A 25,051-nucleotide genomic window follows, 5' to 3' on the forward strand; every position below is an offset into this window, starting at 1 on the left:
ATTAGACCAATAGGAGAGAACATCATGGAACCCCAAAAAAAGAAAAATACAGAATCCTCATTTGATTTAAACATTACTACAGAGTACCACGCTATCGGTGTAGATGCGCTTGAAGAGCAGCTCAGAGCAAAAATCACTGAATTCACCTCGAGCAGTTGCATCATTAACGGCAGAAAACGAAAAGGAAGCTATCGTCTATTAGCGGAATATACAGGTATTAGCCAAGCATACATTCATCAATTTCACAGTGAAAAGCGAGCCATCTGTATCACCAATATGAATAAGCTCGCAAACCACTTTGGTATCAAATACGTGGTTAGCAACTTCTAAGCCCATTATTTTGTATACTAAAGTGTACAAAAAGTTACAATAATTGACAAGAATCTAAAATCGTTCAATATAGGGGAATCAGACAAAAGGCTAAAAAAGGATGGAACCTAATGAGTCGCAACGAGCATGATTTAGCCCATTACCAGTTGATTAGAATATCATCGGATATTAAGGCGTTAGGTACACTGTCAAAATGTACTGTTGAAAGCACGGAAGACTCCCAAGAAAGCCTAGCTGTCGAATTGCAAGAACCTACCCAAAAAGCTCCTCTTTACGAGGGGCTTTTTTATTTGCTCTAACCTGCCGACTAGAAAAGGAAAACCATATGGAACATATTCAAATACAGCTGCTCGCAGAAAAGATTCTCGGACTCACTCCAGAGCAAACAGACGCACTGGTCGATAGAGGCGAAGATTACGACACCCCGCTTAAAGAACGCTTCGGTATTGATCTACAGACCTTTGGGAAGATTGCTAACGCTCTTATCCCGTTAACTCCAATCATCCAAGAACCCAATACAGAAAAGTTCATCCACGCTTTTGTCGAATTCCAAAACGGACACGGCACGATATTAGCCAAAAAAGATTTTGCTGAATAACCTTCCTCAAAAACGGGAAGTCTAAGAGCTAGGGTTGGCAGCAGATTTGTCAAAGTAGCGCGTATCAACATTGAATAACGTTTTAGTGAAAAACCATAGACGAATAGCATCGACATTCGCGGAAGATAACAATTCTTACATAGAAAAATTTAATAAAAAATATCGACTTAGCTATGAAAAACTAACAAGATGACAAACATAACAAGATGACAAACATAACAAGAATGAAACAACAACAATATTAACCGTCACTACATTCTTTAGCACGCCTCAAAAATACAATTTATTACAGGCATTATCGCGACTTTATGCTTTTTGAGGAAACCCTTGAACATCCATAATACAGACAGATAGACTAAAATATTTTAAAAATGGATTTGAAAGTGCTGAAAGGCTTGATATATAAGGCGCTGAGGAAGTTCAAAAGATGCTTAATGCATAGAATTTAGCCTATTGACGACTCAACGAAAGATCGTCGCCGCATTGGAAGGCAAAGGTTACGATTTCCACTAATTACCAAATATATCCCACTGCAGAGCCTGCCTTTCTTGACTAGGCAGGCTTTTTATTAGAGTGGTGGATATGATCAAGGCTTTGTTGTCACGATGTGAGCAAGTAACTCCCATTAAGCAGCATAAGTTTTTGATATATAAATAAAATTCAAGCTTTATAGTAATTTTAATATATTTCTCTCATTTCAATTAATAAAAAGAATTGTATTAATATTACAATTTTCCCATAATGGGAAATTCTTATTAAATAATTCATGGAATAAAGAAGATTACTCTATGAGGGTTATTAGCAAGAAAGCTCTACGGGAGTTTTGGGAACAAACGGATTATCAGGATGCGGAACAGCCTTTGAAGGCATGGCATTATGAAGCTAGGAATGCGGATTGGAAAACACCACACGACATAAAAAAGCATTACGCAAATGCCAGCATCCTTAAAAATGGCAAGGTCGTGTTTAATATACACGGTAACAAATACCGTCTTGCTGTAGAAATTGATTATACGTATTCGCTGTGTTTCGTCCTGTTTGTTGGCACTCACACGCAATACGACAAAGTGGATATCGATTCACTTTAAGGGAGATGATGAGATGAACATTAAACCTATTAAAAATGACGATGATTTAACTCTAGCAGTGCTTCGGATGCGCAGCCTTCGAGGTGCAGAGCTTGGTTCACCTGAAGGTGACGAGATTGAAATATTAGCGACTCTTGTTGAGGCTTATGAAGAGAAACATCACGCTATAGATGCTCCAGATCCGATTGAAGCGATTAAATTCAGAATGGATCAGATGGGACTAAAAGATGCAGACTTAACACCTTTTGTTGGCCAGCGTAGCCGAGTGACAGAAGTTTTGAAAAAACAACGGGCACTTAATCTAAGAATGATTCGTAACCTTCATAAAGGCTTGAATATTCCTTTAGACGCGCTTGTAAAAGATTATCCACTGGAAAGAGAAACGATGTAACCTCGTTGCTCTATTTTTATACCTAAAAATAGATGTATGTGTTAAGCAAAATGGATGCTTATATAAAGAAGAATAACTAAGGAATGACTAGAAATGGTGCCCAGAGGCGGAATCGAACCACCGACACGAGGATTTTCAATCCTCTGCTCTACCGACTGAGCTATCTGGGCTTAACAAACAGGAACTACTGATCTAGAAAATAAGGCTCCAAGACGAAAAAAAGCCAGCTAATTTAGCTGGCCTTCTTTATCGTGGTGCCCAGAGGCGGAATCGAACCACCGACACGAGGATTTTCAATCCTCTGCTCTACCGACTGAGCTATCTGGGCAAGTGGGGCGTATTATAGAGAAACCTTCTTTAGGGTCAATAGTTTTTCCTAAAAAAATTAAAAAAACTTAGTTTTCCCTGTTGGTCTGGTATTATCTCGGTATATCAAGGAGATAATACCATGCTACATATCGTACTCTATCAACCAGAGATTCCACCTAACACTGGCAATGTGATTCGTCTTTGCGCCAATACGGGGTATCAGCTTCATTTAATCGAGCCCCTAGGGTTTGATCTTGAAGACAAAAAGCTCCGCCGGGCTGGGTTGGATTATCATGAGTTTGCTAACCTAAAGCGTTACGCAAATTTTGATGACTTTCTGGCACAAAATACCATAGGCACAATCTACGCATTGACCACAAAAGGCAGCCATACTCATAGTGAAGCCAAGTTCAAAGCCAATGATGTTTTGGTCTTTGGCCCAGAAACCAGAGGTTTGCCAGCGGCGTTCATTGAAGCCCTGCCACCAACGCAGCGTTTACGCTTGCCAATGCAAGCCAACTCACGCAGCCTTAATCTGTCCAATACGGTTGCAGTAATGGTCTATGAATCTTGGCGGCAATTAGATTATGCCATGTCAACGGATGAATAAGCCCCATAATCAAGTCGCAAGCACAACCTCTACAAAAAGGTCCCAATTCATTATAAAAGGATAGTATGAATACCTTAGGTCTACTTCTTAGACGTAACAACACACGACGGCAGTATCGCAAAAAGGTTCATTTGCATGCCACTAAGGACATGCAAAAAAGGCTGATTCTATTCGCTTGTGTGATTGGCTTGCATAGCTTAGCTATGAACCATTTTGAACACCTGAATTGGTGGCAAGCGTTTTGGCTGACCATGACCTCTGCCAGCACGACAGGCTATGGCGATTTGTCTCCGGCTACTTTCTGGGGACAGTTCTCTACGATTGTACTGATATACGGAATCGGCATTACGCTATTGGCGCAAATCGCGAGTGATTATGTGGAGCTAAGAATCGCTAAAAAAGAAATGCGCATCAAAGGTCATATGGAGTGGAATACAATGCAGGATCATTTGTTGATTATCAACACCCCCAGCAGCGATGCATCTCGCTATCTAAAACTACTTGTTTCGCAAGTCTGTAACACGCCAGAGCTGAGCGAAGTTCCTATCCAGATCCTCACTAAAGCGTACCCAGATGGGTTACCTATGAGTTTACGATCTCGGGGGGTGGTACACCATACGGGCGAGGCGACCAAAGAGGGCAAGTTACTATCCGCTGGAGCCGATAAAGCCAAATACATTATTGTGCTTTGTTCTGATCCCCATGATAGCAGCTGTGACAGCCAGACCTTTGATATATTGCACCGCTTAAAAGAAATAGGCTGTTCGGCGTTTATCCTTGCTGAGGCCATCGATGATGCTAATCGTCAGCGCTTTAGGAACGCAGGAGCCAACGCGGTGATTCGCCCTATACGTGCCTACCCAGAGATGCTGGTTCGCTCTTTGATTGCCCCAGGTACAGAACAAGTACTTGAAAACCTATTCCGCTATGAAGGTGACCATACGATTCGTTTGGACATTAATTTAGAGGGCTTTACCTGGGCGCAAATAGTCACTTGTTTAATTCAGAATAACATTGGGACTGCGCTTGGCTATGAAAATCAGCACGGCCAAATCATCACTCATCCAAGTACAACGGAAAGTATTCACGCTCGCTCGTTAATTCTGTTAGTCGGAGACGAGCTAAACTCCCCTACCCCTGAGCAAGTACTGACTTTTTTTGAAAACGTTGTGTAGAGGGCCTGAACAACAGCTAAACGCTTTTGATGTTAATGACAAGCAGTTGCTGTCAAACAAGCATAAAAAAGCTCGTCCTAGATGATCGAGCTTTTTTATTAAAGAGCAATAAAGAACAGATTAGAGTTGTCCGGTCAGTACTAAATACTTTTCCATCAACTTTTCTTCTGATTCTTTGTTATTAGGGTCTAATGGAATGCAGTCCACTGGACACACTTGTTGACACTGAGGTTCATCGTAGTGACCCACGCATTCCGTGCATTTTTGGGGATCAATAACATAGATCTCATCGCCTTGCGAAATAGCCTCATTTGGGCATTCAGGCTCACAGACATCACAGTTAATGCATTCATCAGTAATGATCAGAGACATGATTCTCTCCTAACTATCAGCCGATATAAACCAGCCATAAATCCAAACAAGGCAAAAAGTCCAAGAAAGAGAAATACATCACTTTCCACACTATAGAGTAGCTAACTTATTGCCGATCTAAAGCAATGAGTAAAGCGGCAACCTATCGCTTCATCGTTAAATAATGTTCCTTAAGAACACGCTCAACTTCAGGATTAACAAACTGACCGAAATCCCCGTCTAGTGAAGCAATTTCGCGCACTAGGGTTGACGAAATATAAGAGTGTTTTTCCGATGGCGTGAGGAAGATACTTTCCACATCGGGAGCAATGGCACGATTCATGTTGGCTAACTGAAACTCGTATTCAAAGTCCGATACCGCACGCAAACCTCGCACCACCACTTTGCCATTGACCGAGCGAGTAAACTCTGTCAACAAATTATCGAAGCCGACAATCTCTACATTTGGTAAATGGCCCAATACCTTTTCCGCCAAAGCAATACGTACTTCGTGCGACAGTACCGGACGTTTTTTAGGGCTCGCTGCAACGGCAACGATAACCTTCTGAAACAGTTTTGACGCGCGCTCGACCAAATCAGTATGGCCGTTCGTAATGGGGTCAAAGGTACCCGGATAAACCGCAATCGTACTCATAGCTTTCATCCAAAAAATGATTATAAGGAGAAGGGAGAACCAATAAAAGACACAGCCGCCCCCTTAGATTCCCATTCAGGGGTCGAATCATATAGGAATACGCCCCTGTTCTCAATTCTACGCCGTCATTCGTCACCAATAATGCTTAAAAAGCCACCAATTTAGTGTCATGTCTAAATAACAGGAAAATATCCCCTTAAGAACTGCTGAATGATGGAAATTGCTAAAAACAAGAAAATCGGTGATAGATCTAATCCCCCCAATGTTGGAATCACACGGTGACACATACGATATAAGGGCTCAGTGATCTGCGCGACCAACATAGCACCCGGGTGACTCGCCGCTGGTGCTACCCAACTTAAAATGACCGAAATCAATAGCGCCCAAAAATACAAATCCAGCAAATGATATAAAGTACCGACCACCGTCAAAACCACGTATAGGGAGACAGGTGTCATGGAGGCAGCGCCTTGGAAAAATATCACGCCGAAAACGGTTAAAAACTGCACTAACAAGGCAAACACCACACAGGCCATATCAACACGGCCAATGGAAGGAATCACCTTACGCAAAGGCAATAGAATAGGGCTGGTTGCTCTGACGATGCCTTGGCTAATAGGGTTATAAAAATCCGCACGCGTCAATTGCAGTACTAAACGTAGCAACACAATAAACAGATACAAATTGGCAATGGTCTTAAATAAAAAAATCAATGGATCTGAAGTCATCAGATAGTCCTTCTTTATGAGTCTGCGTTACCAGAAAATAGTTGCGCCATTTCTTTGGAACGATCCATACAGGCAAGCATGGCCGTTCTTACTATATTATCAATACCTGACGCCTCAAAAGACAACAGGGCTTGTTCGGTAGTGCCCTTTGGCGAGGTAATATTTTTACGTAATTGGTCAATTGGCTGCTCAAGCTCTGTTGCCATACGCGCTGCACCTAGCATAGCATTCGCGGCCAAACGACGGCACGTTTCTTCGCTTAAACCTTGCTCTTTACCCGTTTTAATCATTGCTTCCAAGAACTGAAAAAAATAAGCAGGAGAGCTACCAGACAGGGCAGTCACAGCATGCATTTGCGATTCATCTTCCACCCAGATAGAGACGCCGATACTTTCAAATACACTAGATACCCACGCTTTCTGATCCTCACTAGTATGAGCATTTGCAATTAAACCGGATACGCCCGCACCTAATTGAGACGGCGTATTCGGCATGCAACGCACCACAGAAACGTCTTTGCCCAACCAGCGAGCTAAAGCGCTGAGTTCTATGCCAGCGGCCACTGAAATAAACATCTGCTCGTCACGCACCTGATCTGCAAAGGCGCTAACCACCTCTTGCATTTGCGCAGGTTTTACGCAAAGCACTACCACGTCAGCTTTACTAACAGCCTCGCGATTATCCGCTAGCGTTATCATTGCGTACTGTTGCTCAAAGTGCTCGCGCTTAGCTTGCGTGCGAGAGGTACCAAGAATCTTCTTTGCAGGGTATCCACTCGCAATAAGGCCGCCAATGATCGCACCAGCCATGTTTCCAATACCGATAAAGGCAATTGTTGGTTTCATTTATATTCCTAATTTTTATATCAGTGTCCAGTAAAATAGAGCCATTATTGTCTGTTAGACAACAGCATTCTCCTGTCTACATTCCTCTCATGACGAGGTATAGTCGCGGGCGCCAAAAATCGCCGTGCCAACCCGCACTAGGGTACTGCCCGATGCAATGGCCGCCGGTAAATCGCCAGACATACCAATGGATAACGTATCTATCATGCGATCTGATGACGCCAATTCAAGGTAAGCCTGAGATAATGGACGATAAACAGCCATTTGTTTTGCTTCATCCTCTTGCGGCGCAGGAATCGCCATAAGTCCCCGAAGCTGTAAGTTTGGCAGGCTTTTCACCAAGGCCACCATCTCTGGCAAGCACTCTAAGGAAATCCCTGATTTGCTCTCTTCGCCACTAATATTCACTTGTATGCATACATTTAGTTTGGGCATATCATCTGGACGTTGCTCACTTAACCGACGAGCAATTTTTTCACGATCAATGGTATGCACCCAATTCATAGTTTGTGCAATTAAGCGAGATTTATTGGACTGTATTGGTCCAATAAAATGCCACTCAATATCAACAAGGTCTGCCAACGCACTGTGTTTCTCTACGGCTTCTTGAACGTAGTTTTCACCAAATAAACGCTGACCAGCCTGATACGCCTCTCTGATCGCCTCAAACGGCTTAGTTTTACTCACCGCCAATAGACGCACACTGCCAGTATCCCGTTGATATTGTTGCTCTAGTTGCGCAATTTGTGCGCCGACAAGAGAAAGATTCGTTTCTATATTCATAACAAAACCCTAGTTTCTTTTGGACTTCTGCACTGCAGCTCGCATCAAACAACAAGCTTATAAACTGGCATTAGACGAAATACAATAGAGAAAACAGCTCAACATTCTCCATAAAATAAAGCGCATAACAGCATGTTAGCACTTTTTTAGAGGTGAAAAAAAAGCTAGGAAGAAAAGCAATGAAGGGAAATCAGGTAACGATGTGAAGTATTCACGCAGCGCGAAACAGATCTCCTTTGCACCATCTATAGTTTACTATTACTAGCGCGATTTATAACAGAGCCGATAAACAGGAGAGTGCAAAGCACTTAGAAAACATAAAAGTCATTACTTGATGAATAAACTCGACCATGAAACTCCAGACGATGCCCAAACGACTCGCTCACAGAGTTCTCGGCAAAAGAAGCCGCACGATAAAGATCATCCAAACTAGAATGTTCGGGGTAAAAGGAAATGCCGATAGAAACCCCATCCGATACAAGCTTTTTAGCGGCCAATTCAGGGTCTCGCAATGCCTTCATCAATTTGTTAGCGACAACTTCCGCGTCTTCCATATGACGAATGCGAATGCCCATGACAAACTCACCGTCATCGTAATAAGCCACTAGGTCGTTATCGCGCACCGTACGCTGAATCAATGCGGCTAATGCCTTGAGGTCCGCTGCGTCGTCTTGAGTGATGCGAGCATGCAGTCTTAAAGACATCAATGCGACTCGCTGAAAATGACGGCGTGAATCTTTTAACACCATGGCAAAATTATTTTCAAAACTGTAACGACGCAACAATGCTGTTTGGGGATCACGGTGACCGTCTTCAAATAGACAGCGATCAGAGTATTCACGCAGCGACACTGCTTTCATACAGTTCGCACTTTCATCAAATAATAGATCAATGACCTCATCACTGATATCAGCGGAATGACACTGGAAAAAGACCATCAAATAATCATCATGCTGTTTGGTTGGCACATTCAACATAACCACATCAGAAAAGCCATTTAGTTCTAAAAAGCCTTTCCATAGTCCCCAATCCACAGAGAGCTGAATATTTGCCTCTCGCCGTTTTGGACAGGATGGGCTTTCTGAAAAGGTCATCAAGGCTCTTGGTAGCGTTCCTAATTGCCCTTCAGAATTAAGCAAAGTCGCGTTTTTTTCATCTCGAGTGACTAATACCCAGCCCTGACTTCCTTTACTTCGGACCAACAAAAGACCATAGCAATCTGGCAGTATTTTTTGTAGATTTGCTTGAATATCTTTCCAAAAGAAAGACACAGGCTTACCACTTGCCACAGACAGTAAGCGCTGAGCATTGCTCACATTGAATGATTTCAATAAATCACGCTCCTTCTCCGCCTTAAGCAGGCGAGCATGAAGAGCTTGAACATCATCGGACTGAAAAGAATCGAGCACCATTTAAACTACCAAAATGTTTAATATTAACAACCAGATTTAACAGACTAACCTATACTGTTATAAGTTTACAATCTACTGTAAGTAATTTTACCGACTAAATGACACATAATCCCCGCAAACTTTAAAACTTTACTTCTGGAAAGTGCCTCATGCCAATCGATATACTTGCTGACCGGAAATAAAGGTGGCGATAACTTGACCTGTCAGCGTATCACCAAAGTATGGCGAGTTATGCCCTTTGGTTTTACGATTATGATGCGTCCATTGCCAACGCGCCGTACTGTCAAAAATAATTAGGTCAGCAAAGCTTCCCACACTCAAACTGCCCGCTTCTAAGCCAAAACAATTAGCAGGGCCACACGTTAGGCAAGACAATAAAGTCGATAAATCCAAGTCGCCCTCATCCATTAACTGCATCGCCAATGGAAGCAACACTTCAACGTTGGCCATCCCCGGTTCCGTGGCCGCAAACGGAGCAATTTTAGCCATTTTTTCGTGTGGTTGGTGATCCGAACAAATTGCCGTAATCACGCCAGCTTTGATACCTTCAATCAGGGTCAAACGATCTTCATCACCGCGTAACGGTGGCAACACATGATACTGACCATCAAAACGGCTGAGTATTTGATCGGTTAACAATAAGTTATGTACGGCGACGTCAGCGGTTACATCCAAACCTGACGCTTTGGCATCCGCCAACATTTCAACAGATTTTGCACAAGATAGACGCGCAAAATGCGCCCGAACCCCTGTTTTTTCGACCAATAACAAAGCTCGCATTAAAGCAATGGTTTCCGCTTCTTCTGGGATACCGGCTAAACCGTGCATGGTGGACATCAGACCTTCATGGGCACAACCGCCTTCCGATAAACTCTCTTCATCGGGATGAAACACAACAAGTAAATCATGAGTTGCCGCATATTCTAGCGCTCGGGATAACACTTTGGTGTTCGCAATTGGGTAACGATGATTAGAAACGGCGACACAGCCTGCGTCCGTCAATGCCATCATGTTGCTCAGTTGTTCCCCAGCAAGCCCTTTTGTTAGCGCACCAATGGGAAAAACATTGGCCATGCCCGCTTCGTCTGCTTTATCTTGAATCAACGCAGCCACAGAAGACGTATCGACAATAGGATTCGTATCCGGTGGACACACCAGTGTTGTCACCCCGCCAGAAACAGCCGCTCGGCCTTCCGTCGCGATATTGCCTTTTTGGGTTTGCCCTGGTTCACGCAATGCCACGGCAAGATCCACCAAACCTGGTAGCACCCATTTGCCTGTGGCATCAACGATTTCAGCGTTTTCAAAGCCATCAGGCACCTCACCAATGGCCACAACTTTTTCATTTTCGATAAACAAATCGGTCACTGCATCAAGGTCTTGGCTTGGGTCAATCACTCGACCATTTTGAATGCGTAGTTTCATATTATTTCTCATCCTCGCCACTATCCCGTTGTAACTGCCCACTCATCGCCATGGATAACACGGCCATACGCACAGCAATGCCGTTTGTTACTTGATTTAAAATCACAGAGTGTGCACCATCGGCGACCTCAGAGGATATTTCAACGCCACGATTAATTGGCCCCGGGTGCATGACAATGGCATCTGGTTTAGCCCACGCCAAGGTCTCTTCTGTTAAACCATATAAGCGGTAGAATTCCCCTTCACTTGGTAGCAACGCCCCCTTCATACGCTCTTTTTGTAGACGCAACATAACAATCACATCCACATCTTTTAAGCCTGCTTCTAAGTCATGACAAATGGTGGCCCCCATTTCCTCGAAAAACTTAGGCACTAAAGTTTTCGGACCGACTAAACGCACCTCTTCTACTCCAAGAGTGGTAAACGCCTGTAATTGAGAGCGTGCGACGCGCGAGTGCAGAATGTCTCCCACAATGGCGACTTTCAGGCCATCAAACCGCCCTTTATGACGACGGATTGTCAACATGTCGAGCATGGCTTGAGTAGGATGAGCATGACGACCATCCCCAGCATTGATAATGGCAACATTAGGTGTACAGTGCTCGGCAATAAAATGAGCGGCCCCACTGTCAGAGTGACGTACAATAAACATATCGCTCTGCATGGCTTCAAGGTTTTTTAACGTATCAAGAAGCGACTCGCCTTTGGAAGTGGCAGAGGTTTCAATATTGAGGTTAATCACGTCCGCAGAGAGACGCTTAGCCGCCAATTCAAAGGTCGTTCGGGTTCGAGTAGAGTTCTCAAAAAATAGGTTTACCACGGTTTTACCGCGCAGCAGAGGAACTTTCTTTACCGACTGCTCACCCATGGATAGAAAGGAATCAGCTCGATCAAGAATTTCTGTCAAAATGGTTTTATCTAGACCATCCAATGTCAAAAAGTGCTTAAGCTGTCCGTGTTCGTTTAACTGTAATGCCCGAGGTTCGGATCGCATCATGGTTTGCTTTCCTCAAACTGCAAAGACGGTATCGCCTTTCTCTGTTCTAAATAGGGTATAGATGGAAAAATGCCCGGTGCAGACTGGCTACAACCGGGCATTCATAACGTTAACAAAATCAAGGGATTGAATAATCAAAGCACACAGGCAGTCACGGCTTAGACTGTTTCGATACTTTTCATCGACATCCCACTGGACACCATCCGATGTCGAGATGTCTGTCATACTTTCAACTGAATTAACGTCATTCATATCCATCTGCTAATTGTCGTATTTGTTAACGCAAAAATAAAGCCAGAAACGCACTTTAATGCGCATCCAGCACAGAAACCGTCAAAGGATTAGGACCAGACAACTTAACTCTTTGGTCAGGATTAAGCGTCAGCTGCTCTCCCACGATATCCGCCTGAATCGGTAATTCATGCTGACCTAAATCGTATAAGATGGCCAAGGTAATACTAGCAGGACGGCCAAAATCAAAAATTTCATTCATCGCGGCACGAATCGTACGGCCAGACATGAGTACGTCGTCGACCAGAATCACATGACGATCTTCAAGAGCGGGAAGCAACGTTTGGTTCACTTTCGGATTTAGTCCTGCACGAGTGAAATCATCACGATAAAAAGTGATATCCAGCGTCGCTAATGGCTCATCCGTCATCACTGCACTCATTAACTGCTCGGCGACCCAAACGCCACCAGTGTGAATACCGACCACTATGGGGCTTTCTATGTTCTTTTTCGCACAATAGGCCGTTAACTGCGTTTTCATGGACGCTAAAGAACGCTCTAAATCTAACTTCATCGCTGTCTAAACCTTTGTTTGCCTTACCATCAACTGGCTCGAATATATGTATGGTTTGAATGCACTTATGGTTAAAATGCTCTTATGGTTCAAATGTCCTAAGCAATTAGCTCGTTTCAGTGAACCAAGTTTCTACAATCATTTGCGCGGCTAACCCATCCACTGAGTTTTCTTTAAAATTGCGATTTCCACCACGGGCAATCACCTGCCCTTTGGCCTCAAAAGAGGATAACCGTTCGTCCATCATATGGTAAGGACGATTGAAACGTCCATGCAAACGTTTCGCAAATTTACGTGCCCGTTGACACATCTCATTTTCAGCACCATCCATATCCAACGGCAGCCCCACCACAAAAGCATCCGGTTGCCACTCTTCTACCAATTTTGCGATCTCATCCCAATTAGGGATGCCCTCTTTGGCTTTTAAAGGCGCGAGAGGACGTGCCGTACCCAACATTCGTTGACCAAACGCCACACCCATTCGTGTCGTACCAAAATCAAAGCCCAATACTGATTGCTCAGTATTGGGCTTATCGTTAACATTTTCAGACGAGGTAACCGTCACTAAGCATGTCCTATATCCGGTGATAATCTTGTCATATCAATTCCCAGCACCTTAGTGGCGGCGGTGAATTGCATATCGCTTGGAGTATGGAATAATACGTCTAAATCCGCCTCGCACACCAGCCAATCGTTATTCGCAATTTCTTTTTCTAGCTGCCCCGCATCCCAACCAGCACAGCCAAGTGTAATACGATAAGCCTCTGGACCTTGGCCACGCGCAATGTCTTCTAGTGCTTCTAGGGAGGCGGATAAAGAGACCTCATCGTTCACTTTGAGTGTATTGCTCCAAGCTTTTTCAGAGGTATGGAGAATAAAGCCCTTTTCGGGTTCCACTGGCCCACCATGATAAATGGGGTCAGAGGCTAACGTCGGGGCGGTAATGGTCATTTTCAAATGCTCTGCAAGCTCGCTGAAATCAATATTAGAAGGGCGATTAATGACAAGACCTATGGCCCCTTCTGGTGTGTGCTCGCAAAGATAAACCACAGTGTGTTCAAAATGTGGATCATCAAGATGTGGCATAGAAATGAGAAAATGATTTTTGAACGAATCGAAAAATGTATTCATATTAACTTGCCCTCTTCTTTGTGAAGACGCAGGGATCTCGCGTCGGATGTGACCTCGTAAAACTCAAGGTGTGTAGAACTTTTTGTTGCCTTACGGTATTCGTATCGGTAAAAAATTGACGCCGATCAGGATATTATAGGTTAAGTATTTGATTTACCCAGTCAAACTACACAATTAATACGTGTTTCACTTCAAAACAAAGGTTTCACACAGTAAACTACATATTGTGACAGGAACTCAACCCATTCCTAGTCATTGTTACACTTTCTTTTCTACACATGAAGTTTGCGACATAGTAAGAGAGCATTGAAATGTCTGTTAGATCCTTGCCAACTCTGTTCACTACCTCTACAACGGCCTCCGTTGGGAGTAGGGCTGCTTGTCAGACGACAAGCTCGAACAGTTGCACTCATTACTTAGGCGAAGCCATTGACTTGAAAATGTTTTTTCATAGCGGTTGGTCTTCTTAGGTCACTCTTGTTTGCTGCATGTTATAGGCCCGCGGTGATGCGGACTGACGATCAAAATATCAAAACAGAGACTTAATAGGACACACACAATGCAACTAAAAGCCGTAGATTACACTAGCCCAACCGCTGCTGAAGACTTTGTCAGATCTCTTCGTGAAACAGGGTTTGGCGTACTGAAAAATCACCCCATCAAAAAAGAACTGGTCAGTGCTATTTATGAAGATTGGCTGGCCTTTTTCTCAAGCGAAAGTAAACATGATTATCGCTATAACGTTGGCCCACAGGATGGTTACTTCTCTCCTAAAGTGGCAGAGACAGCCAAAGGTCATACTAAACGAGATATTAAAGAGTACTTCCATTACTACCCTTGGGGTCAGTGTCCTGAAAAGCAAAAGCCATTATTAGCCCAATACTATGGCGAAGCCACCACCTTGGCGGAAGAGTTGTTAGCTTGGGTTGAAAAATATTCCCCAGACGACGTAGCGAAGCATTACTCCCAACCCCTTTCCAGCATGGTTGAGGGCAGCCAACAAACGTTACTGCGTATTTTACATTACCCGCCATTGAAAGGGGACGAAGAGCTTGGAGCGATCCGCGCAGGCGCTCACGAAGACATTAACTTATTGACCATTCTACCGTCCGCTAATGAGCCAGGTTTACAAGTCAAGGCCAAAGATGGCTCTTGGATGGATGTACCTTGTGATTTCGGCACATTGGTGGTGAATATCGGCGATATGTTACAAGAAGCGTCTGGTGGCTACTTCCCTTCCACATCACACCGTGTGATTAACCCTGAAGGTGCCGACAAAACGAAGTCGCGCATCTCCTTGCCACTGTTCTTACACCCAAAACCAGAAGTCGTGTTGTCCGATCGTCATACAGCAAAAAGCTATTTGCGCGAGCGTCTTATTGAACTGGGCGTTATCCCAGCAGAATAATATCTGCTTCTCGATACCACGAATCTACCCAAAAAAGCACCGAGTCTGGTGCTTTTTTATTGTGAGAGCTTCGCTCGCAGCGTCGCACCAAGGCCCTTAATTATTAAAGCAAGGCTTTAAGGGACAAGCTCACCCCCGACATCAGCAATAAAATCAGCGCAATGCGTTTAATAATGTGTGGTGAAATGGTAGGCGGATAGCGTTTTGCCAATAGCGACGTTATAAATACACAGGGAAAGCCAACGATGCTCAACCAAATCATCGGTGCGGTAATCTGTCCGCTAACGCCCATAATGCCAATACGTAACAGAGAGGAGACAAAGAAGACACTCAACAAGGTGGCACGAATCACACTGATCGTCACAGGCTGGCGGTACATCAAATAAGAAATTGGTGGTCCCGAGGTGGCAAACAACCCACCAAGTACACCGGAAATACCACCGAACACAAAGTATACCCAAGGGCGTGAAGGTTCAGCGCCGACTTTAGGTTTGATCAAACTCATCAAACACGCCACCACAATGGTTAGGCCCAGCAGAAGTTGCAACCAATGCAGCGCACCGTTACCTAGATAGCTCAGTAGATACACGCCAAGCGCAATGGCTGGAGTACAAGCAATAAAATAGACAATTAAGTTTTTCCCATTCACCTGTCGCCAGACACCGCCATAAAGCCCTGTCGCCGCATTCACCAAGCTTAATGAGCTCACCGAGAAAGCCACCACATCGATTGGCGCAAGAGAGAATAATCCGGCAACACACATGACAATCAAGCCATAGGCAAAGCCAGTGAGACTTTGCACATAGCTGGCAACAATAAAAACAATCAGCAATAGATAGGAAATGTCATGCACAAGAATGCATCCTTATCAGCCACTCTCGGTTAGGAAAAAAGGGAATACCTTATATGGAGGAGCCTCTTAGAGAGCTTTGCGCAACATCATAAGCCAAACCGTTATTTAAATAGCCATTAAAACTCGACTATCTCAACCCAGTTCGCACCTTGTCCACTTGGCACTTCGCTCACCTTCACGGGCATGCCAGTTTGATCATTTAACTGATACACACCAAGGTGATCCGCCGCTTCACCAGACACCACCATATACTGGCCATCTTCGGTCAACGCAAAACCACGGGGTTGCTTCTCTACTTCAACATGCCCTTGGTATTGCACACGGCCTGTTTTCGGCTCCACCTGCAAACAACAAATAATACTGCAAGTTCGCTCGGACACATATAAAAATTGTCCATTGGAGGTAACATGAATATCGGCCGCCCAGACTGGCGGATGATCGCTTTGTACGCTTTTAGACGGCGGAACACCATTCACCAAACCTAGCTTATCGGAAGGCACTGCTTGTACAGCGCTTTTATAAGACAGTAACCCTGTCGATTCATCGTATTGATAGGTAATCACCACACCAGATAACTCACCTAAACAATACACATACTGACCGTTAGGGGAAAAGACAAAATGACGTGGTCCATCGCCTTTTTCTGAGGCAACCATAGCCACAACGTTTTTAGACAGTTTGCCTGTCACTTCGTCGAAGCGATACTGCCCAATATGATCATCCCCCAAGCTAGTGGCAAAAACAAAATCATTATCGGGGGACGGATGGATGGCGTGAGCATTGCGCCCCGTTGCTAGCACTTGTATGACATCACCAACATGACCCAACTTATTGACCGCACTCACACTGACTTTATGACCACCATACGAGGCCGCGAATAGAAAACGCCCGGTTAAATCTAGGTCGATATTCGCCATACTGTCTGGTAAAGGCGCAACGGCCTCTTCCGTTAACGCCCCCGACTCAGGATCAATGCGATACGAGACAACGCGATAGGGCTCTGAGCGAATGGCTGCATATAAATACGTTTTATCAGGACTAACAGTCAACGGCATCACATTCGGCCCTGCTGGCGTCTCCCCCAATGGCACCATCGTCAACGAGGTTTTATCTAAAGAATAACGCGACACCGTACCGTCTTTTGCATTCGAAACATACACATAGGCTGCTTTATTGATTGCATTGGTCATTTCACAGATTCCTTTTTACTGGGCGAAGTACATCGACCAGTGACTACAAATGATCTTGTATAATGTCATACCTAAACGAATTAAATCACACTTATTGTGCAAATTAACAGCAATATTCCCACTTTGTTGTCTGCCATCCTTTTTATTACGCCCTCAAGCCCAATAAATCTATGCAATACACTTAAACATTTACTCTGTTAACAGCGAGCAGACCATGAAAGACTCACTCAATATTCAATTTATCTCCGATATCATGTGCCCTTGGTGCGTAGTCGGTCTGGGGAATTTAAACAACGCCTTGGCGCAACTGGAGGACACCGTTGATGCCGAGATAACGTTCCAGCCCTTTGAGCTAAACCCTGATATGCCAGCCGAAGGACAAGCTTTTCAAGAACATATCACGGAGAAATATGGCATTACCAAAGAGCAATCAGATCAAAACCGTTTGCAAATAAAAGCACGAGGAGAAGAAGTCGACTTTGATTTTAATTTTAATGATGAAAGTCGCATGAGAAACTCCTTTGACGCTCACCGCCTATTACATTGGGCGGAGCACGAAGGCAAACAAGCTGAGCTAAAAATGGCCCTGTTTAAGGCGCACTTTACCAACAATCTGGATGTGAGTGATTATGATGTGCTTGCCAAACTTGCCGCTGCAGTCGGTCTAAATTCCGCTGCGGCAAAAGGCATTTTAGAGAACGATCAATACGCAGACGACGTTCGTCAAAAAGAAGCTTTTTGGCAACAACACGGCATTACCTCAGTGCCGACTATTATCATTAATAATAAATACGCCATTACCGGTGGCCAACCCGCCGAGAACTTTAAACAGGCTATTGAAGACATTCTTGAAAAAGAAAAAACGCAGCAGTAATAAAGCCGCTTAATCGCCTTCACCCACCATGCTTCCTAATGATATCAACAGCAAGCGTGGTGGAATATGTCGGTAACGGCCATTGGTGGATGAAGCTTGATAAGGTTAGCCTGTTTTATCTGAAGAGCCCGTGTAATGCAGTTCGATTGACCCCTTTCTCTTGGCGATTAGCCACTCACCCTTTATTTTTTTAAGCTCATCGACAAAGCGACCAATAAAGATATCGCCATTCGCCTGTACCATACTTTCGATGTCGTCGACTTTTTTATTCGTAGTCTTTTTATCCGAAGACTTTTTATCAGCAGAGAAGAGCACCACTCGCGATGTCACAATAACCGAGTGGTCATTGATAATATTGGCTTCCATATTGGTCAGTGCATGGCAGGTTTCTTTCGCTGGGCGTGCGGTAAAAGAAGCGAGAATAGCATCGCGCCCTGCAATTTTTACGGTAGGGGCACTTGGCCGATATAATTCACCCTCTTCGGTATAACAGTTTGCTAACTCTTGCCAACGCCCTTGATCGAGCAAATTAATCGAGCGAGTAACCAGCTTCTGGCATTGCCATTCAATTAATAAGTTGTCCATTGATTGATTATTCATAATGGTTCTACGCTCTCTTCAGCCAGTTTTGCAGCGCCAGTGCAATCTCATCAGGAGCTTCCGCTGGGGCCATGTGCCCAGCCTCCTCGATCACCACCAGCTCACTACCTACTATTTTTTCTTGCATTGCTTGATGTTGAGACACAGGACTCCAGGTATCTTGCGTACCGGAAAGTAGCAAGGTGGGCACCGAGATCTGCGCAAGCATCTCTTCCGCATTAGGACGATGGATCAGCGCATGGATTTGTTTCTCAAAGTTCTCAACGGAATAAGACTCCACCATCTTCGTCAAATCCGCCATTAAATGCTCATTGCTTAATCCTTTGGGAGACATCATGGGAACAAGCCACTGTGTTGGTAAGGCTGACATACCTTGCTGTTTCGCCACCTCAATCAACCGCATACGTCCAGGTATTTCTTTGTCTGACTTCGGATGAACACCTGTGTTTAACAGCGCCAGATGAGTCACTCTCTGCGGCGCAAGACGGTAAATTTCCAATGCCACTCGCCCTCCCATAGAGTGGCCTGCCACAGCAAACTCACCCTTGATGGTAGACAATACATGCCTAGCCATCTCCGTCAGATCATCAAAGCCGGCGAAGCTCATAATATGCACGTCGGCCTCTGGCTCTAAGTAGGACGCGACCTTTTGCCAAACCCGTCGATCACACAATAAACCAGATAAACAAACCAATGTTGGCTTTGTGGGGGATAACGTCATAATGCTTTCTCCTCCTCACTCTCTTGGCTGGCATTTTCATAAATCAAATGGCCTAATGCTGTATTAGAAACCGGCACATGATAATGTCGATGAACTTCTTGCACCTCATGATTCAGTGCGCCACGCATGATCAACCACATCACCATTTCACTCCCTTCGGTGCCCGATTCGCGGATGTATTCGACTTGAGAAATTTTCGCTAACTTCTCATAGTCGTTCTTTAGATCGTCCATAAAAGCAAGATCCCACTCACGGTTAATCAAGCCTGCTCGCTCTCCCAGCAATTGGTGACTCATACCACCTGTGCCCCACACCTGAACCGTCAGATCGTCGGGGAATTGCTCTACTGCGGCACGAATGGCCTTGCCTAACGCTAAACAGCGCTCACCCGTTGGGGCGGGATAAACCACCGTGTTAACCGCTAAAGGGATCACTTGACAGGGCCACTCCTCTACCTCACCAAACACCATCGACAAGGGAACCGTCAGCCCATGGTCGACGGTCATCTCATTGACAATCGTTAAATCAAATCCTTGCAATATGACGGACTCGGCAACATGCCACGCCAGCTTGGGCGCCCCTTTTACAAGGGGCACTGGGCGCGCACCATAGCCCTCATCCGCCGGGCGATAACTTTCTCCGCAGCCAATAGCAAATGTTGGGATAAGTTTCATATCAAATGTCGTCGCATGGTCGTTGTAAACCAAAATGACTACATCGGGTTTCTGTTCACGAATCCACTTTTTAGTGAACTCATACCCTTTAAAAATGGGGGCCCATTTTTCTAAGTGACTTTCCCCTTTGTCCATCAGATACCCTAATAACGGGATATGGGATGTCCCTAATCCAGAGGTTATTTTTGCCATAACGACTCCTCAGACGGTTTATTCTCGCCCTGATCAGTAAAACGATTCCCCTCTGGTGAACGCCCACCACGACGCATCATGTCGATATATTCATCAACAGATAAATCGGTCATGGTGGAAACCGCTGCCGCCACACTCAAACCATCCGTCGAACTGATTTTGACAAGGTAATAAATGTTGCCACCCAAAGCGATAAGCTGGCTAAAATTCCGTTCAAGTACTGCGGTTTTTTGCGCTTCCGTCATGGGCCATTGATCAAGATATGCCCGTTCATTTTGCTTAAACGCAACACGATTAGACTCTTGCATTAACGACATACAAAATTGATTCAGATGGAAGCCTATTCTGGCCATATCACCGTCAAATACGGTTGTACCGGGGATATTATCGTAGGGCTTTTGTTGATTGTTCATTCACATCCTGCCTTCTCTCAATGAGAGACATTAACTTGTTCTACCCAAAGTAAACAGAAAACACAGAAGTGTCATATGCATAATTAAAAATACAGCTTAAAATTTGGTTATATCATGATAACTTTGTAACCACAGGACATGACAAGGCGCTTTTTCGACAAGGTATTTTTTGACAGGACCATAAGATGGACATTGCCCATACACACTTTCCTCTGACGCTCAAACAGTGTCGTGTCATTTCAGAAATCATGAAAAAGGGCACAGAAAAAGACGCCAGTGTGGCGTTAAACCTTAGCCAACCCAGTGTGTCTCGTGCGCTCTCCCAGGCAGAACAAGCCTTGCAGGTAACGGTCTTTACGCGAGGCTGGAGTGGCGTGGAACCGACGTCCGCTGGGGAAGTCGTGATCTCAACCTGTAATAACATGTTACAAGCGATTGCAGAGACAGAACGCCAATTACAAAACCATGTAAGCAGTCCGCTTAAGTTAACGCACTATGTGGAGTGGCGGCATTTGATGATCATTGAAGCGGTCGTAAAAGCAGGCAGCGCCTCTGTGGCGGCGCAAACACTTGGCATCACACAACCCGCCGTCAGTAAGACCCTAAAGGAAGTCGAAAACATGGTACAGCAGCCAGTTTTCTCAAGAGCCCGCCGTGGTTTGATAACACAACCCGCCGCCAAGCAACTTGCTTCGCTCTATCTGAGAATATCACCGGTCGCTCAGTCTCTTCTTCATCGACTGCAATCGCTGCCCCATGCATTAACGGGGAGATTGTCCGTCGGCATGCTGTCCTTTTCCTGCCAAGATATTGTGCCCATTGCCTTTGCCTCAATCTTGAAACAACACGCAGGGATACGCCTACAAGCCATGCAAGGCCCCTATCACATGTTGGCCAATGCTTTACGACAAGGCGAAATAGATTGCTTTCTAGGGCTCATGAGAAAAGGTCCGATTCATCCAGAGCTCGTTGAACTGCCATTATTAAACGCCCAATACGCCTTAATCGCTCGTTCCGACCATCCTATACACAAGGAGGCTAAAACACTCAATGACCTAACCAATGAACGCTGGATTGTGGCACGCCACGGTACCCCTATTCGGGACTATTTCGACAGTTTGTTCCGCAATATCAATAACATGCCCCCCATTCAGGCATTAGAAATGCTGACCTTTGCCTCTTCAGAAGAACTCGTCATTCACAGTGACGCCATTGCCCTACTGTTTTATGACGACTGGAACATAAAACAGCTTAATCCCCGTCTCAAACAACTCGCCATAGCGCTCCCCAAACCTGAGTGCACCATTGGCATAACATTACACCGCGAACGGCAATCCGACATTATCAAAGCTTTTATTGAAGAGCTGAAATTAACAATTCTAAATAAACTGAGACCTTTGCACGATGTCACGAGCGACGCCAAGACGCGGCAAAAACACAAGAAAAAGCGGAGTTTATAGCGATAAATGAGCATTTTGAGTCTGTTTTTAACAAAGTATTGGCAAGCGCAGTAGTCGTGCAAAAGTCTCAAACTAAAACACAATGCTTAGCTATTCACATAACCTAAGGCTTCTACAAGAATAGCCACACCCTGTTTTATTATTTAAAGCCGTTGCCGCATTCTATTAAAAACAGATCCAGGTAAACCGCCAAAATAGATAACATCACCCATTGCTCAGTTTTAATTTTTGTCTGATTCGGCTCAACGCTATTGGCGTAATGCCTATATAAGAGGCGATATACTGCAAAGGTACTTGCTCTTTCAGCTCAGGGTAGTCGGCACAAAAGTCCAGATAGCGACGCTCAGCGGAGTGCTTCACAAACGCACTTTCGCGCTCTTCTTTGGCAATAAAAATCTGCTCTAAAAACGCCATATAAGACGCTAGAAAGCCTTTATCTTGTGACATTTGCTGGAAAAACTCTGCCCACGGATAAGAAATCACCATGGTATCGCTGAGCGCTTGAATACCAAAAAGTACTGGCATACCTGTCACCATGGCGCGTGTCGAACCGATGACTCTCGGCCCTTTTACAAAGGTTTGAGTGAACTCTTTGCCAGCGTCAGATACCCCAACATAACGCACCAAACCAGAGTGCAAAAAATACAACCGATTCGCTAGCTCACCTTGATGAAAAAGATAGTCCCCCTTGCGCACCGGATGCAGCATCATGGATAGAGACAAATACTGCCAATCAATATCATGACCCAAACCAAGAAAGTAAGCTCGAAAACTTGCTTCTAGTACCGCTTGATCCATAACTGTTCTCCAAACATGATGACTCGGCTTACACCTGTTTTGCTGCGATAACGCCAACGCCTCTCTTATCACGAATCAATATCAAGGCCAGCAAAACAATGGATACACCCGTTACAAAGCCAAAATCGAATAAATCTGACCATCTTGCTTGAGAAAACGCGGTATAAACCGCCACCCAAATCGGCACCGTATAAGAGAACGCCAACAATCGACTTGCGCCAACCGTTGTCACCAAGCGCTGCTGTAGCACAAAGGTCAGTAAGGTAGTAAAAATAGTAAGGTACAAAATAGTGGACCAAAAACCAAACGATAGCCACTGCACTTGCTCAATATTTCCCCATATCAAGGCAATGGGCAATAACCACACAGTGCCAAATAACATAATCATAAAGGCCCCAGGCAATGCTCCCAAGGTGTGTCCCCATTTTTGTACCGAAACCACATGGAAGGCCAATAACAAACACGCGCCAAGGAAAAGGCTGTCGCCTTTATTCCAACCAAACGTCCCCGATGAATGAGTGGCAAGCAGCACAATCATCGCCCCCATTGACCCTAAGACAAAGCCTAATACTCGCCACCAAGAGGGCAGTTCTCTTAACCAGACAAAAGCAATCAATACACCCATTAATGGAATCAGGGTATAAAGCACGGAGGTATGCAAAGGCGTGGTAAATTCCAACGAGGTAAACAACCCAACAAAGAAGCCAACCAGCGCACCACTGATCATCAGGTAATGGAGTAAACGTCTTTTTGACTGAAACAAAGCATGGAACTGATCAAGAATATTGAGTCCTGACCGATGCCAACTGACCATCAAAGCTGGCAGCATCATCAGTAAAGATAAGAGAAAGCGAACAGCAGAGGTCGCTAACGGACTGGCATACTGCACCATATGACCAGACACAATAAACGACGATGCCATCAGCCATGCCCACAGCAAAAGCAGTAACAAGGCATTCATCCTTAGCTCCTTGTCTGGCTATTATCCAACTCAGACTGAACAAAGCGCTCAAACAGATGTTCTGCGACAACCAGCTCCAGTTTGATCTGAAAATGCTCCGTTAAAATGCTTTGCAATACATGCGGTGAATCCACCTTACGACTCTGTTCGCCCGATTCGGTCTTAATGTTGAACGTCGAGTTGAGTAGCGAACGGGTTTTATCCAACTCTTTATTCGTGACCATTAAGTTATTCACAAACACTGCGTTAGGGTGTCGATGGGAATAAAAATGCCCTACCGCGCAATCCGCTTCAGAATAGTGAGCAAAATCAAAACGATACAATGTGAAATAGTCACCGTCTTTGACGATCTGTAAATCCCATTCCCCCCCTTCAAGAGGAACCATTCGGTAGTGCTCAAAGCCAGACTGCTGTTCTTGTTGAGTGCTTAAACTCAGTGGCGACAAAGGGCCATTGCCACCAAAGCCAGTGTCGATCAAATACATCTCATTGTGCAGCGTTAGCAAGGTGACCCGATGGGTTCTTCCCGCCGCCCTTTCTAGATTATTATTAAGGACACGTGCCAACTTCAGTTGCACGTCATAACCTAACGCTTTTAAGAGCTCAAACGTCAGTTTGTTATGCTCAAAGCAATAACCGCCCAAACCTCGAGTGACAATTTTCTCGCTGACGTCGTCCAAATCCAGAGAAATATCGTCCCCTAATACAACCGCCAAGTTATTAAAACTAAACTCAGCCACATGTCGACGCTGTAGCTCGCGAACAAAATCCAGACTGAGCGAATCTGGCACCGTCAGATCAAGACGGACTAGATATTGATTTAACGCTAAAGGAAATGACATGACTTTTCTCCCTAATGGTTCGTCTTGTTGTTAATCGTGCCAAGGTCGCTATTTAATGTTTGATAACTGGCTTGCTTCGTATTCTTCAAAGCCATTTTCTAGAGCGGGAAAAATATCCACCACCTCAAAATACGGCACAGTAAAAATTTGACTGTCTCTTAGGGCTTCGATTAAGAAATAATAGTGTTGTAAATTCTCGGTTTCATAGACTGCTATATCACTGCATCGAGTGGTAAAGGCTTCGCAGTCATACAAGCGGACAGACACATCTGGGTAACGGGCAAAAATATCCCCTATTGTTTCGGTAAAATAACGGTTCCGCTCTTCACGGCTCAAAGACAGCCACGCAGCGGTGGCATTCATATGAACAAAAAAGGTGTATTTTCTTGGCATGGTCTTTTCCCTTAAGAATCATTCATTGTTAGTGTGTTA

Annotated in this window: 32 protein-coding genes and 2 tRNA genes; 10 read left to right on the forward strand and 24 right to left on the reverse strand. The window is 44.7% G+C overall.

Annotation, left to right across the window (positions count from 1 at the left end):
• Nucleotides 1-24 precede the first annotated feature (24 nt).
• The 5 genes from JHD45_RS11435 (at nucleotide 25) to JHD45_RS11455 (ending at nucleotide 2,407) form a co-directional block, all read left to right on the forward strand.
• Entirely contained in the window at nucleotides 25-330 is a 306-nt protein-coding gene (locus JHD45_RS11435) for a helix-turn-helix domain-containing protein (protein WP_199476651.1), read from the forward strand.
• 110 nt (nucleotides 331-440) lie between these two features.
• The gene (locus JHD45_RS11440) at nucleotides 441-629 is read left to right on the forward strand and encodes a hypothetical protein (RefSeq protein ID WP_199476652.1); all 189 of its coding nucleotides are present in this window, start codon (nucleotides 441-443) and stop codon (nucleotides 627-629) included.
• A 26-nt stretch (nucleotides 630-655) separates the two neighbouring features.
• Nucleotides 656-928 carry a hypothetical protein gene (locus JHD45_RS11445; protein WP_199476653.1) on the forward strand — a complete coding sequence of 91 codons (273 nt, stop codon included), beginning with the start codon at nucleotides 656-658 and terminating at the stop codon, nucleotides 926-928.
• Nucleotides 929-1,716: 788 nt separating this feature from the next.
• Nucleotides 1,717-2,016: a type II toxin-antitoxin system HigB family toxin gene (locus JHD45_RS11450; protein ID WP_199476654.1), complete on the forward strand. Its 300-nt coding sequence runs from the start codon at nucleotides 1,717-1,719 to the stop codon at nucleotides 2,014-2,016.
• A 13-nt stretch (nucleotides 2,017-2,029) separates the two neighbouring features.
• Nucleotides 2,030-2,407, forward strand: coding sequence for a helix-turn-helix domain-containing protein (locus tag JHD45_RS11455; protein ID WP_199476655.1), 378 nt, complete (start codon nucleotides 2,030-2,032; stop codon nucleotides 2,405-2,407).
• A 94-nt stretch (nucleotides 2,408-2,501) separates the two neighbouring features.
• Here JHD45_RS11455 and JHD45_RS11460 read toward each other — a convergent pair.
• Nucleotides 2,502-2,577 (reverse strand) — tRNA-Phe (locus JHD45_RS11460).
• A gap of 82 nt (nucleotides 2,578-2,659) precedes the next feature.
• A tRNA-Phe gene (locus tag JHD45_RS11465) sits at nucleotides 2,660-2,735 on the reverse strand.
• Nucleotides 2,736-2,855: 120 nt separating this feature from the next.
• Between JHD45_RS11465 and trmL the strand changes: the two genes are divergently transcribed.
• Both trmL and JHD45_RS11475 read left to right on the forward strand, forming a co-directional pair.
• Nucleotides 2,856-3,326 carry a tRNA (uridine(34)/cytosine(34)/5-carboxymethylaminomethyluridine(34)-2'-O)-methyltransferase TrmL gene (trmL, locus tag JHD45_RS11470; protein WP_199476656.1) on the forward strand — a complete coding sequence of 157 codons (471 nt, stop codon included), beginning with the start codon at nucleotides 2,856-2,858 and terminating at the stop codon, nucleotides 3,324-3,326.
• Nucleotides 3,327-3,391: 65 nt separating this feature from the next.
• Nucleotides 3,392-4,501 carry a potassium channel family protein gene (locus JHD45_RS11475; RefSeq protein ID WP_199476657.1) on the forward strand — a complete coding sequence of 370 codons (1,110 nt, stop codon included), beginning with the start codon at nucleotides 3,392-3,394 and terminating at the stop codon, nucleotides 4,499-4,501.
• Between the two features lie 120 nt (nucleotides 4,502-4,621).
• Here the strand turns inward: JHD45_RS11475 and JHD45_RS11480 are convergent, their stop codons facing one another.
• The 12 genes from JHD45_RS11480 to JHD45_RS11535 form a co-directional block, all read right to left on the reverse strand.
• On the reverse strand, nucleotides 4,622-4,873 hold the full coding sequence (locus JHD45_RS11480; protein ID WP_199476658.1) for a YfhL family 4Fe-4S dicluster ferredoxin: 252 nt from the start codon (nucleotides 4,871-4,873) through the stop codon (nucleotides 4,622-4,624).
• Between the two features lie 142 nt (nucleotides 4,874-5,015).
• Nucleotides 5,016-5,507, reverse strand: coding sequence for a pantetheine-phosphate adenylyltransferase (gene coaD, locus JHD45_RS11485; protein ID WP_199476659.1), 492 nt, complete (start codon nucleotides 5,505-5,507; stop codon nucleotides 5,016-5,018).
• 173 nt (nucleotides 5,508-5,680) lie between these two features.
• Nucleotides 5,681-6,235 (reverse strand): YggT family protein, encoded by a 555-nt coding sequence (locus JHD45_RS11490; RefSeq protein ID WP_199476660.1) that lies wholly within the window; start codon nucleotides 6,233-6,235, stop codon nucleotides 5,681-5,683.
• Between the two features lie 14 nt (nucleotides 6,236-6,249).
• Nucleotides 6,250-7,080: a pyrroline-5-carboxylate reductase gene (proC, locus tag JHD45_RS11495; RefSeq protein WP_199476661.1), complete on the reverse strand. Its 831-nt coding sequence runs from the start codon at nucleotides 7,078-7,080 to the stop codon at nucleotides 6,250-6,252.
• A gap of 87 nt (nucleotides 7,081-7,167) precedes the next feature.
• Nucleotides 7,168-7,863 carry a YggS family pyridoxal phosphate-dependent enzyme gene (locus JHD45_RS11500; protein WP_199476662.1) on the reverse strand — a complete coding sequence of 232 codons (696 nt, stop codon included), beginning with the start codon at nucleotides 7,861-7,863 and terminating at the stop codon, nucleotides 7,168-7,170.
• A gap of 308 nt (nucleotides 7,864-8,171) precedes the next feature.
• Nucleotides 8,172-9,275, reverse strand: coding sequence for a diguanylate cyclase domain-containing protein (locus JHD45_RS11505; RefSeq protein WP_199476663.1), 1,104 nt, complete (start codon nucleotides 9,273-9,275; stop codon nucleotides 8,172-8,174).
• Between the two features lie 147 nt (nucleotides 9,276-9,422).
• A complete protein-coding gene (locus tag JHD45_RS11510; RefSeq protein ID WP_199476664.1) occupies nucleotides 9,423-10,700 on the reverse strand; it encodes a dihydroorotase in 1,278 nt (425 codons plus the stop codon).
• Nucleotide 10,701: 1 nt separating this feature from the next.
• Nucleotides 10,702-11,697 (reverse strand): aspartate carbamoyltransferase catalytic subunit, encoded by a 996-nt coding sequence (locus JHD45_RS11515; protein WP_199476665.1) that lies wholly within the window; start codon nucleotides 11,695-11,697, stop codon nucleotides 10,702-10,704.
• Nucleotides 11,698-11,784: 87 nt separating this feature from the next.
• A complete protein-coding gene (locus JHD45_RS11520; RefSeq protein WP_199476666.1) occupies nucleotides 11,785-11,949 on the reverse strand; it encodes a hypothetical protein in 165 nt (54 codons plus the stop codon).
• Nucleotides 11,950-12,004: 55 nt separating this feature from the next.
• Entirely contained in the window at nucleotides 12,005-12,502 is a 498-nt protein-coding gene (gene pyrR, locus JHD45_RS11525) for a bifunctional pyr operon transcriptional regulator/uracil phosphoribosyltransferase PyrR (RefSeq protein ID WP_199476667.1), read from the reverse strand.
• A 106-nt stretch (nucleotides 12,503-12,608) separates the two neighbouring features.
• A complete protein-coding gene (gene ruvX / locus JHD45_RS11530; RefSeq protein WP_199476668.1) occupies nucleotides 12,609-13,067 on the reverse strand; it encodes a Holliday junction resolvase RuvX in 459 nt (152 codons plus the stop codon).
• Entirely contained in the window at nucleotides 13,067-13,633 is a 567-nt protein-coding gene (locus JHD45_RS11535; protein WP_199476669.1) for a YqgE/AlgH family protein, read from the reverse strand. Before JHD45_RS11535 ends, ruvX begins: the two co-directional genes overlap by 1 nt.
• Nucleotides 13,634-14,192: 559 nt before the next feature.
• On the opposite strand from JHD45_RS11535, the gene JHD45_RS11540 reads away from it, so the two are divergent.
• Nucleotides 14,193-15,041 (forward strand): isopenicillin N synthase family oxygenase, encoded by an 849-nt coding sequence (locus tag JHD45_RS11540; protein ID WP_199476670.1) that lies wholly within the window; start codon nucleotides 14,193-14,195, stop codon nucleotides 15,039-15,041.
• 103 nt (nucleotides 15,042-15,144) lie between these two features.
• Here the strand turns inward: JHD45_RS11540 and JHD45_RS11545 are convergent, their stop codons facing one another.
• Both JHD45_RS11545 and JHD45_RS11550 read right to left on the reverse strand, forming a co-directional pair.
• On the reverse strand, nucleotides 15,145-15,894 hold the full coding sequence (locus tag JHD45_RS11545; RefSeq protein WP_199476671.1) for a sulfite exporter TauE/SafE family protein: 750 nt from the start codon (nucleotides 15,892-15,894) through the stop codon (nucleotides 15,145-15,147).
• Nucleotides 15,895-16,010: 116 nt separating this feature from the next.
• Nucleotides 16,011-17,084 (reverse strand): lactonase family protein, encoded by a 1,074-nt coding sequence (locus JHD45_RS11550; RefSeq protein ID WP_199476672.1) that lies wholly within the window; start codon nucleotides 17,082-17,084, stop codon nucleotides 16,011-16,013.
• 214 nt (nucleotides 17,085-17,298) lie between these two features.
• Between JHD45_RS11550 and JHD45_RS11555 the strand changes: the two genes are divergently transcribed.
• Entirely contained in the window at nucleotides 17,299-17,958 is a 660-nt protein-coding gene (locus JHD45_RS11555) for a DsbA family oxidoreductase (RefSeq protein WP_199476673.1), read from the forward strand.
• A gap of 105 nt (nucleotides 17,959-18,063) precedes the next feature.
• Here the strand turns inward: JHD45_RS11555 and JHD45_RS11560 are convergent, their stop codons facing one another.
• The 4 genes from JHD45_RS11560 to ligA are packed head-to-tail and all read right to left on the reverse strand — an operon-like array spanning nucleotide 18,064 to nucleotide 20,558.
• Nucleotides 18,064-18,558, reverse strand: a complete 495-nt coding sequence (locus JHD45_RS11560) for a nuclear transport factor 2 family protein (protein WP_199476674.1) — start codon at nucleotides 18,556-18,558, stop codon at nucleotides 18,064-18,066.
• A 7-nt stretch (nucleotides 18,559-18,565) separates the two neighbouring features.
• A complete protein-coding gene (locus JHD45_RS11565; RefSeq protein ID WP_199476675.1) occupies nucleotides 18,566-19,279 on the reverse strand; it encodes an alpha/beta fold hydrolase in 714 nt (237 codons plus the stop codon).
• Nucleotides 19,276-20,145, reverse strand: a complete 870-nt coding sequence (locus JHD45_RS11570) for a class III extradiol dioxygenase subunit beta (protein ID WP_199476676.1) — start codon at nucleotides 20,143-20,145, stop codon at nucleotides 19,276-19,278. The genes JHD45_RS11565 and JHD45_RS11570 overlap by 4 nt, the downstream gene beginning before the upstream one ends.
• On the reverse strand, nucleotides 20,133-20,558 hold the full coding sequence (ligA, locus tag JHD45_RS11575) for a protocatechuate 4,5-dioxygenase subunit alpha (RefSeq protein ID WP_199476677.1): 426 nt from the start codon (nucleotides 20,556-20,558) through the stop codon (nucleotides 20,133-20,135). The genes JHD45_RS11570 and ligA overlap by 13 nt, the downstream gene beginning before the upstream one ends.
• 185 nt (nucleotides 20,559-20,743) lie before the next feature.
• Here ligA and JHD45_RS11580 point away from each other — a divergent pair, with 185 nt between their 5' ends.
• Entirely contained in the window at nucleotides 20,744-22,018 is a 1,275-nt protein-coding gene (locus JHD45_RS11580; RefSeq protein WP_199476678.1) for a LysR family transcriptional regulator, read from the forward strand.
• Between the two features lie 204 nt (nucleotides 22,019-22,222).
• On the opposite strand, the gene JHD45_RS11585 is transcribed toward JHD45_RS11580, so the two are convergent.
• Genes JHD45_RS11585 through JHD45_RS11600 form a run of 4 tightly spaced genes read right to left on the reverse strand, consistent with a single transcriptional unit; the run spans nucleotide 22,223 to nucleotide 25,012 of the window.
• The gene (locus JHD45_RS11585; protein ID WP_199476679.1) at nucleotides 22,223-22,816 is read right to left on the reverse strand and encodes a Crp/Fnr family transcriptional regulator; all 594 of its coding nucleotides are present in this window, start codon (nucleotides 22,814-22,816) and stop codon (nucleotides 22,223-22,225) included.
• A 28-nt stretch (nucleotides 22,817-22,844) separates the two neighbouring features.
• Nucleotides 22,845-23,777: a DMT family transporter gene (locus JHD45_RS11590; protein WP_199476680.1), complete on the reverse strand. Its 933-nt coding sequence runs from the start codon at nucleotides 23,775-23,777 to the stop codon at nucleotides 22,845-22,847.
• A 2-nt stretch (nucleotides 23,778-23,779) separates the two neighbouring features.
• Entirely contained in the window at nucleotides 23,780-24,619 is an 840-nt protein-coding gene (locus JHD45_RS11595; RefSeq protein WP_199476681.1) for an arylamine N-acetyltransferase family protein, read from the reverse strand.
• A gap of 48 nt (nucleotides 24,620-24,667) precedes the next feature.
• The gene (locus JHD45_RS11600; protein ID WP_199476682.1) at nucleotides 24,668-25,012 is read right to left on the reverse strand and encodes a darcynin family protein; all 345 of its coding nucleotides are present in this window, start codon (nucleotides 25,010-25,012) and stop codon (nucleotides 24,668-24,670) included.
• Between the last annotated feature and the right edge of the window lie 39 nt (nucleotides 25,013-25,051).

Source organism: Marinomonas spartinae (genome assembly GCF_016461715.1).
GTDB lineage: Bacteria > Pseudomonadota > Gammaproteobacteria > Pseudomonadales > Marinomonadaceae > Marinomonas > Marinomonas spartinae_A.

Bases quoted from the DNA above. Each gene is read 5' to 3' on its own strand.
- JHD45_RS11435 (WP_199476651.1), top strand. From the start codon at position 25: ATGGAACCCCAAAAAAAGAAAAATACAGAATCCTCATTTGATTTAAAC.
- JHD45_RS11440 (WP_199476652.1), top strand. From the start codon at position 441: ATGAGTCGCAACGAGCATGATTTAGCCCATTACCAGTTGATTAGAATA.
- JHD45_RS11445 (WP_199476653.1), top strand. From the start codon at position 656: ATGGAACATATTCAAATACAGCTGCTCGCAGAAAAGATTCTCGGACTC.
- JHD45_RS11450 (WP_199476654.1), top strand. From the start codon at position 1,717: ATGAGGGTTATTAGCAAGAAAGCTCTACGGGAGTTTTGGGAACAAACG.
- JHD45_RS11455 (WP_199476655.1), top strand. From the start codon at position 2,030: ATGAACATTAAACCTATTAAAAATGACGATGATTTAACTCTAGCAGTG.
- trmL (WP_199476656.1), top strand. From the start codon at position 2,856: ATGCTACATATCGTACTCTATCAACCAGAGATTCCACCTAACACTGGC.
- JHD45_RS11475 (WP_199476657.1), top strand. From the start codon at position 3,392: ATGAATACCTTAGGTCTACTTCTTAGACGTAACAACACACGACGGCAG.
- JHD45_RS11480 (WP_199476658.1), bottom strand. From the start codon at position 4,873: ATGTCTCTGATCATTACTGATGAATGCATTAACTGTGATGTCTGTGAG.
- coaD (WP_199476659.1), bottom strand. From the start codon at position 5,507: ATGAGTACGATTGCGGTTTATCCGGGTACCTTTGACCCCATTACGAAC.
- JHD45_RS11490 (WP_199476660.1), bottom strand. From the start codon at position 6,235: ATGACTTCAGATCCATTGATTTTTTTATTTAAGACCATTGCCAATTTG.
- proC (WP_199476661.1), bottom strand. From the start codon at position 7,080: ATGAAACCAACAATTGCCTTTATCGGTATTGGAAACATGGCTGGTGCG.
- JHD45_RS11500 (WP_199476662.1), bottom strand. From the start codon at position 7,863: ATGAATATAGAAACGAATCTTTCTCTTGTCGGCGCACAAATTGCGCAA.
- JHD45_RS11505 (WP_199476663.1), bottom strand. From the start codon at position 9,275: ATGGTGCTCGATTCTTTTCAGTCCGATGATGTTCAAGCTCTTCATGCT.
- JHD45_RS11510 (WP_199476664.1), bottom strand. From the start codon at position 10,700: ATGAAACTACGCATTCAAAATGGTCGAGTGATTGACCCAAGCCAAGAC.
- JHD45_RS11515 (WP_199476665.1), bottom strand. From the start codon at position 11,697: ATGATGCGATCCGAACCTCGGGCATTACAGTTAAACGAACACGGACAG.
- JHD45_RS11520 (WP_199476666.1), bottom strand. From the start codon at position 11,949: ATGAATGACGTTAATTCAGTTGAAAGTATGACAGACATCTCGACATCG.
- pyrR (WP_199476667.1), bottom strand. From the start codon at position 12,502: ATGAAGTTAGATTTAGAGCGTTCTTTAGCGTCCATGAAAACGCAGTTA.
- JHD45_RS11535 (WP_199476669.1), bottom strand. From the start codon at position 13,633: ATGAATACATTTTTCGATTCGTTCAAAAATCATTTTCTCATTTCTATG.
- JHD45_RS11540 (WP_199476670.1), top strand. From the start codon at position 14,193: ATGCAACTAAAAGCCGTAGATTACACTAGCCCAACCGCTGCTGAAGAC.
- JHD45_RS11550 (WP_199476672.1), bottom strand. From the start codon at position 17,084: ATGACCAATGCAATCAATAAAGCAGCCTATGTGTATGTTTCGAATGCA.
- JHD45_RS11555 (WP_199476673.1), top strand. From the start codon at position 17,299: ATGAAAGACTCACTCAATATTCAATTTATCTCCGATATCATGTGCCCT.
- JHD45_RS11560 (WP_199476674.1), bottom strand. From the start codon at position 18,558: ATGAATAATCAATCAATGGACAACTTATTAATTGAATGGCAATGCCAG.
- JHD45_RS11565 (WP_199476675.1), bottom strand. From the start codon at position 19,279: ATGACGTTATCCCCCACAAAGCCAACATTGGTTTGTTTATCTGGTTTA.
- JHD45_RS11570 (WP_199476676.1), bottom strand. From the start codon at position 20,145: ATGGCAAAAATAACCTCTGGATTAGGGACATCCCATATCCCGTTATTA.
- ligA (WP_199476677.1), bottom strand. From the start codon at position 20,558: ATGAACAATCAACAAAAGCCCTACGATAATATCCCCGGTACAACCGTA.
- JHD45_RS11580 (WP_199476678.1), top strand. From the start codon at position 20,744: ATGGACATTGCCCATACACACTTTCCTCTGACGCTCAAACAGTGTCGT.
- JHD45_RS11585 (WP_199476679.1), bottom strand. From the start codon at position 22,816: ATGGATCAAGCGGTACTAGAAGCAAGTTTTCGAGCTTACTTTCTTGGT.
- JHD45_RS11590 (WP_199476680.1), bottom strand. From the start codon at position 23,777: ATGAATGCCTTGTTACTGCTTTTGCTGTGGGCATGGCTGATGGCATCG.
- JHD45_RS11595 (WP_199476681.1), bottom strand. From the start codon at position 24,619: ATGTCATTTCCTTTAGCGTTAAATCAATATCTAGTCCGTCTTGATCTG.
- JHD45_RS11600 (WP_199476682.1), bottom strand. From the start codon at position 25,012: ATGCCAAGAAAATACACCTTTTTTGTTCATATGAATGCCACCGCTGCG.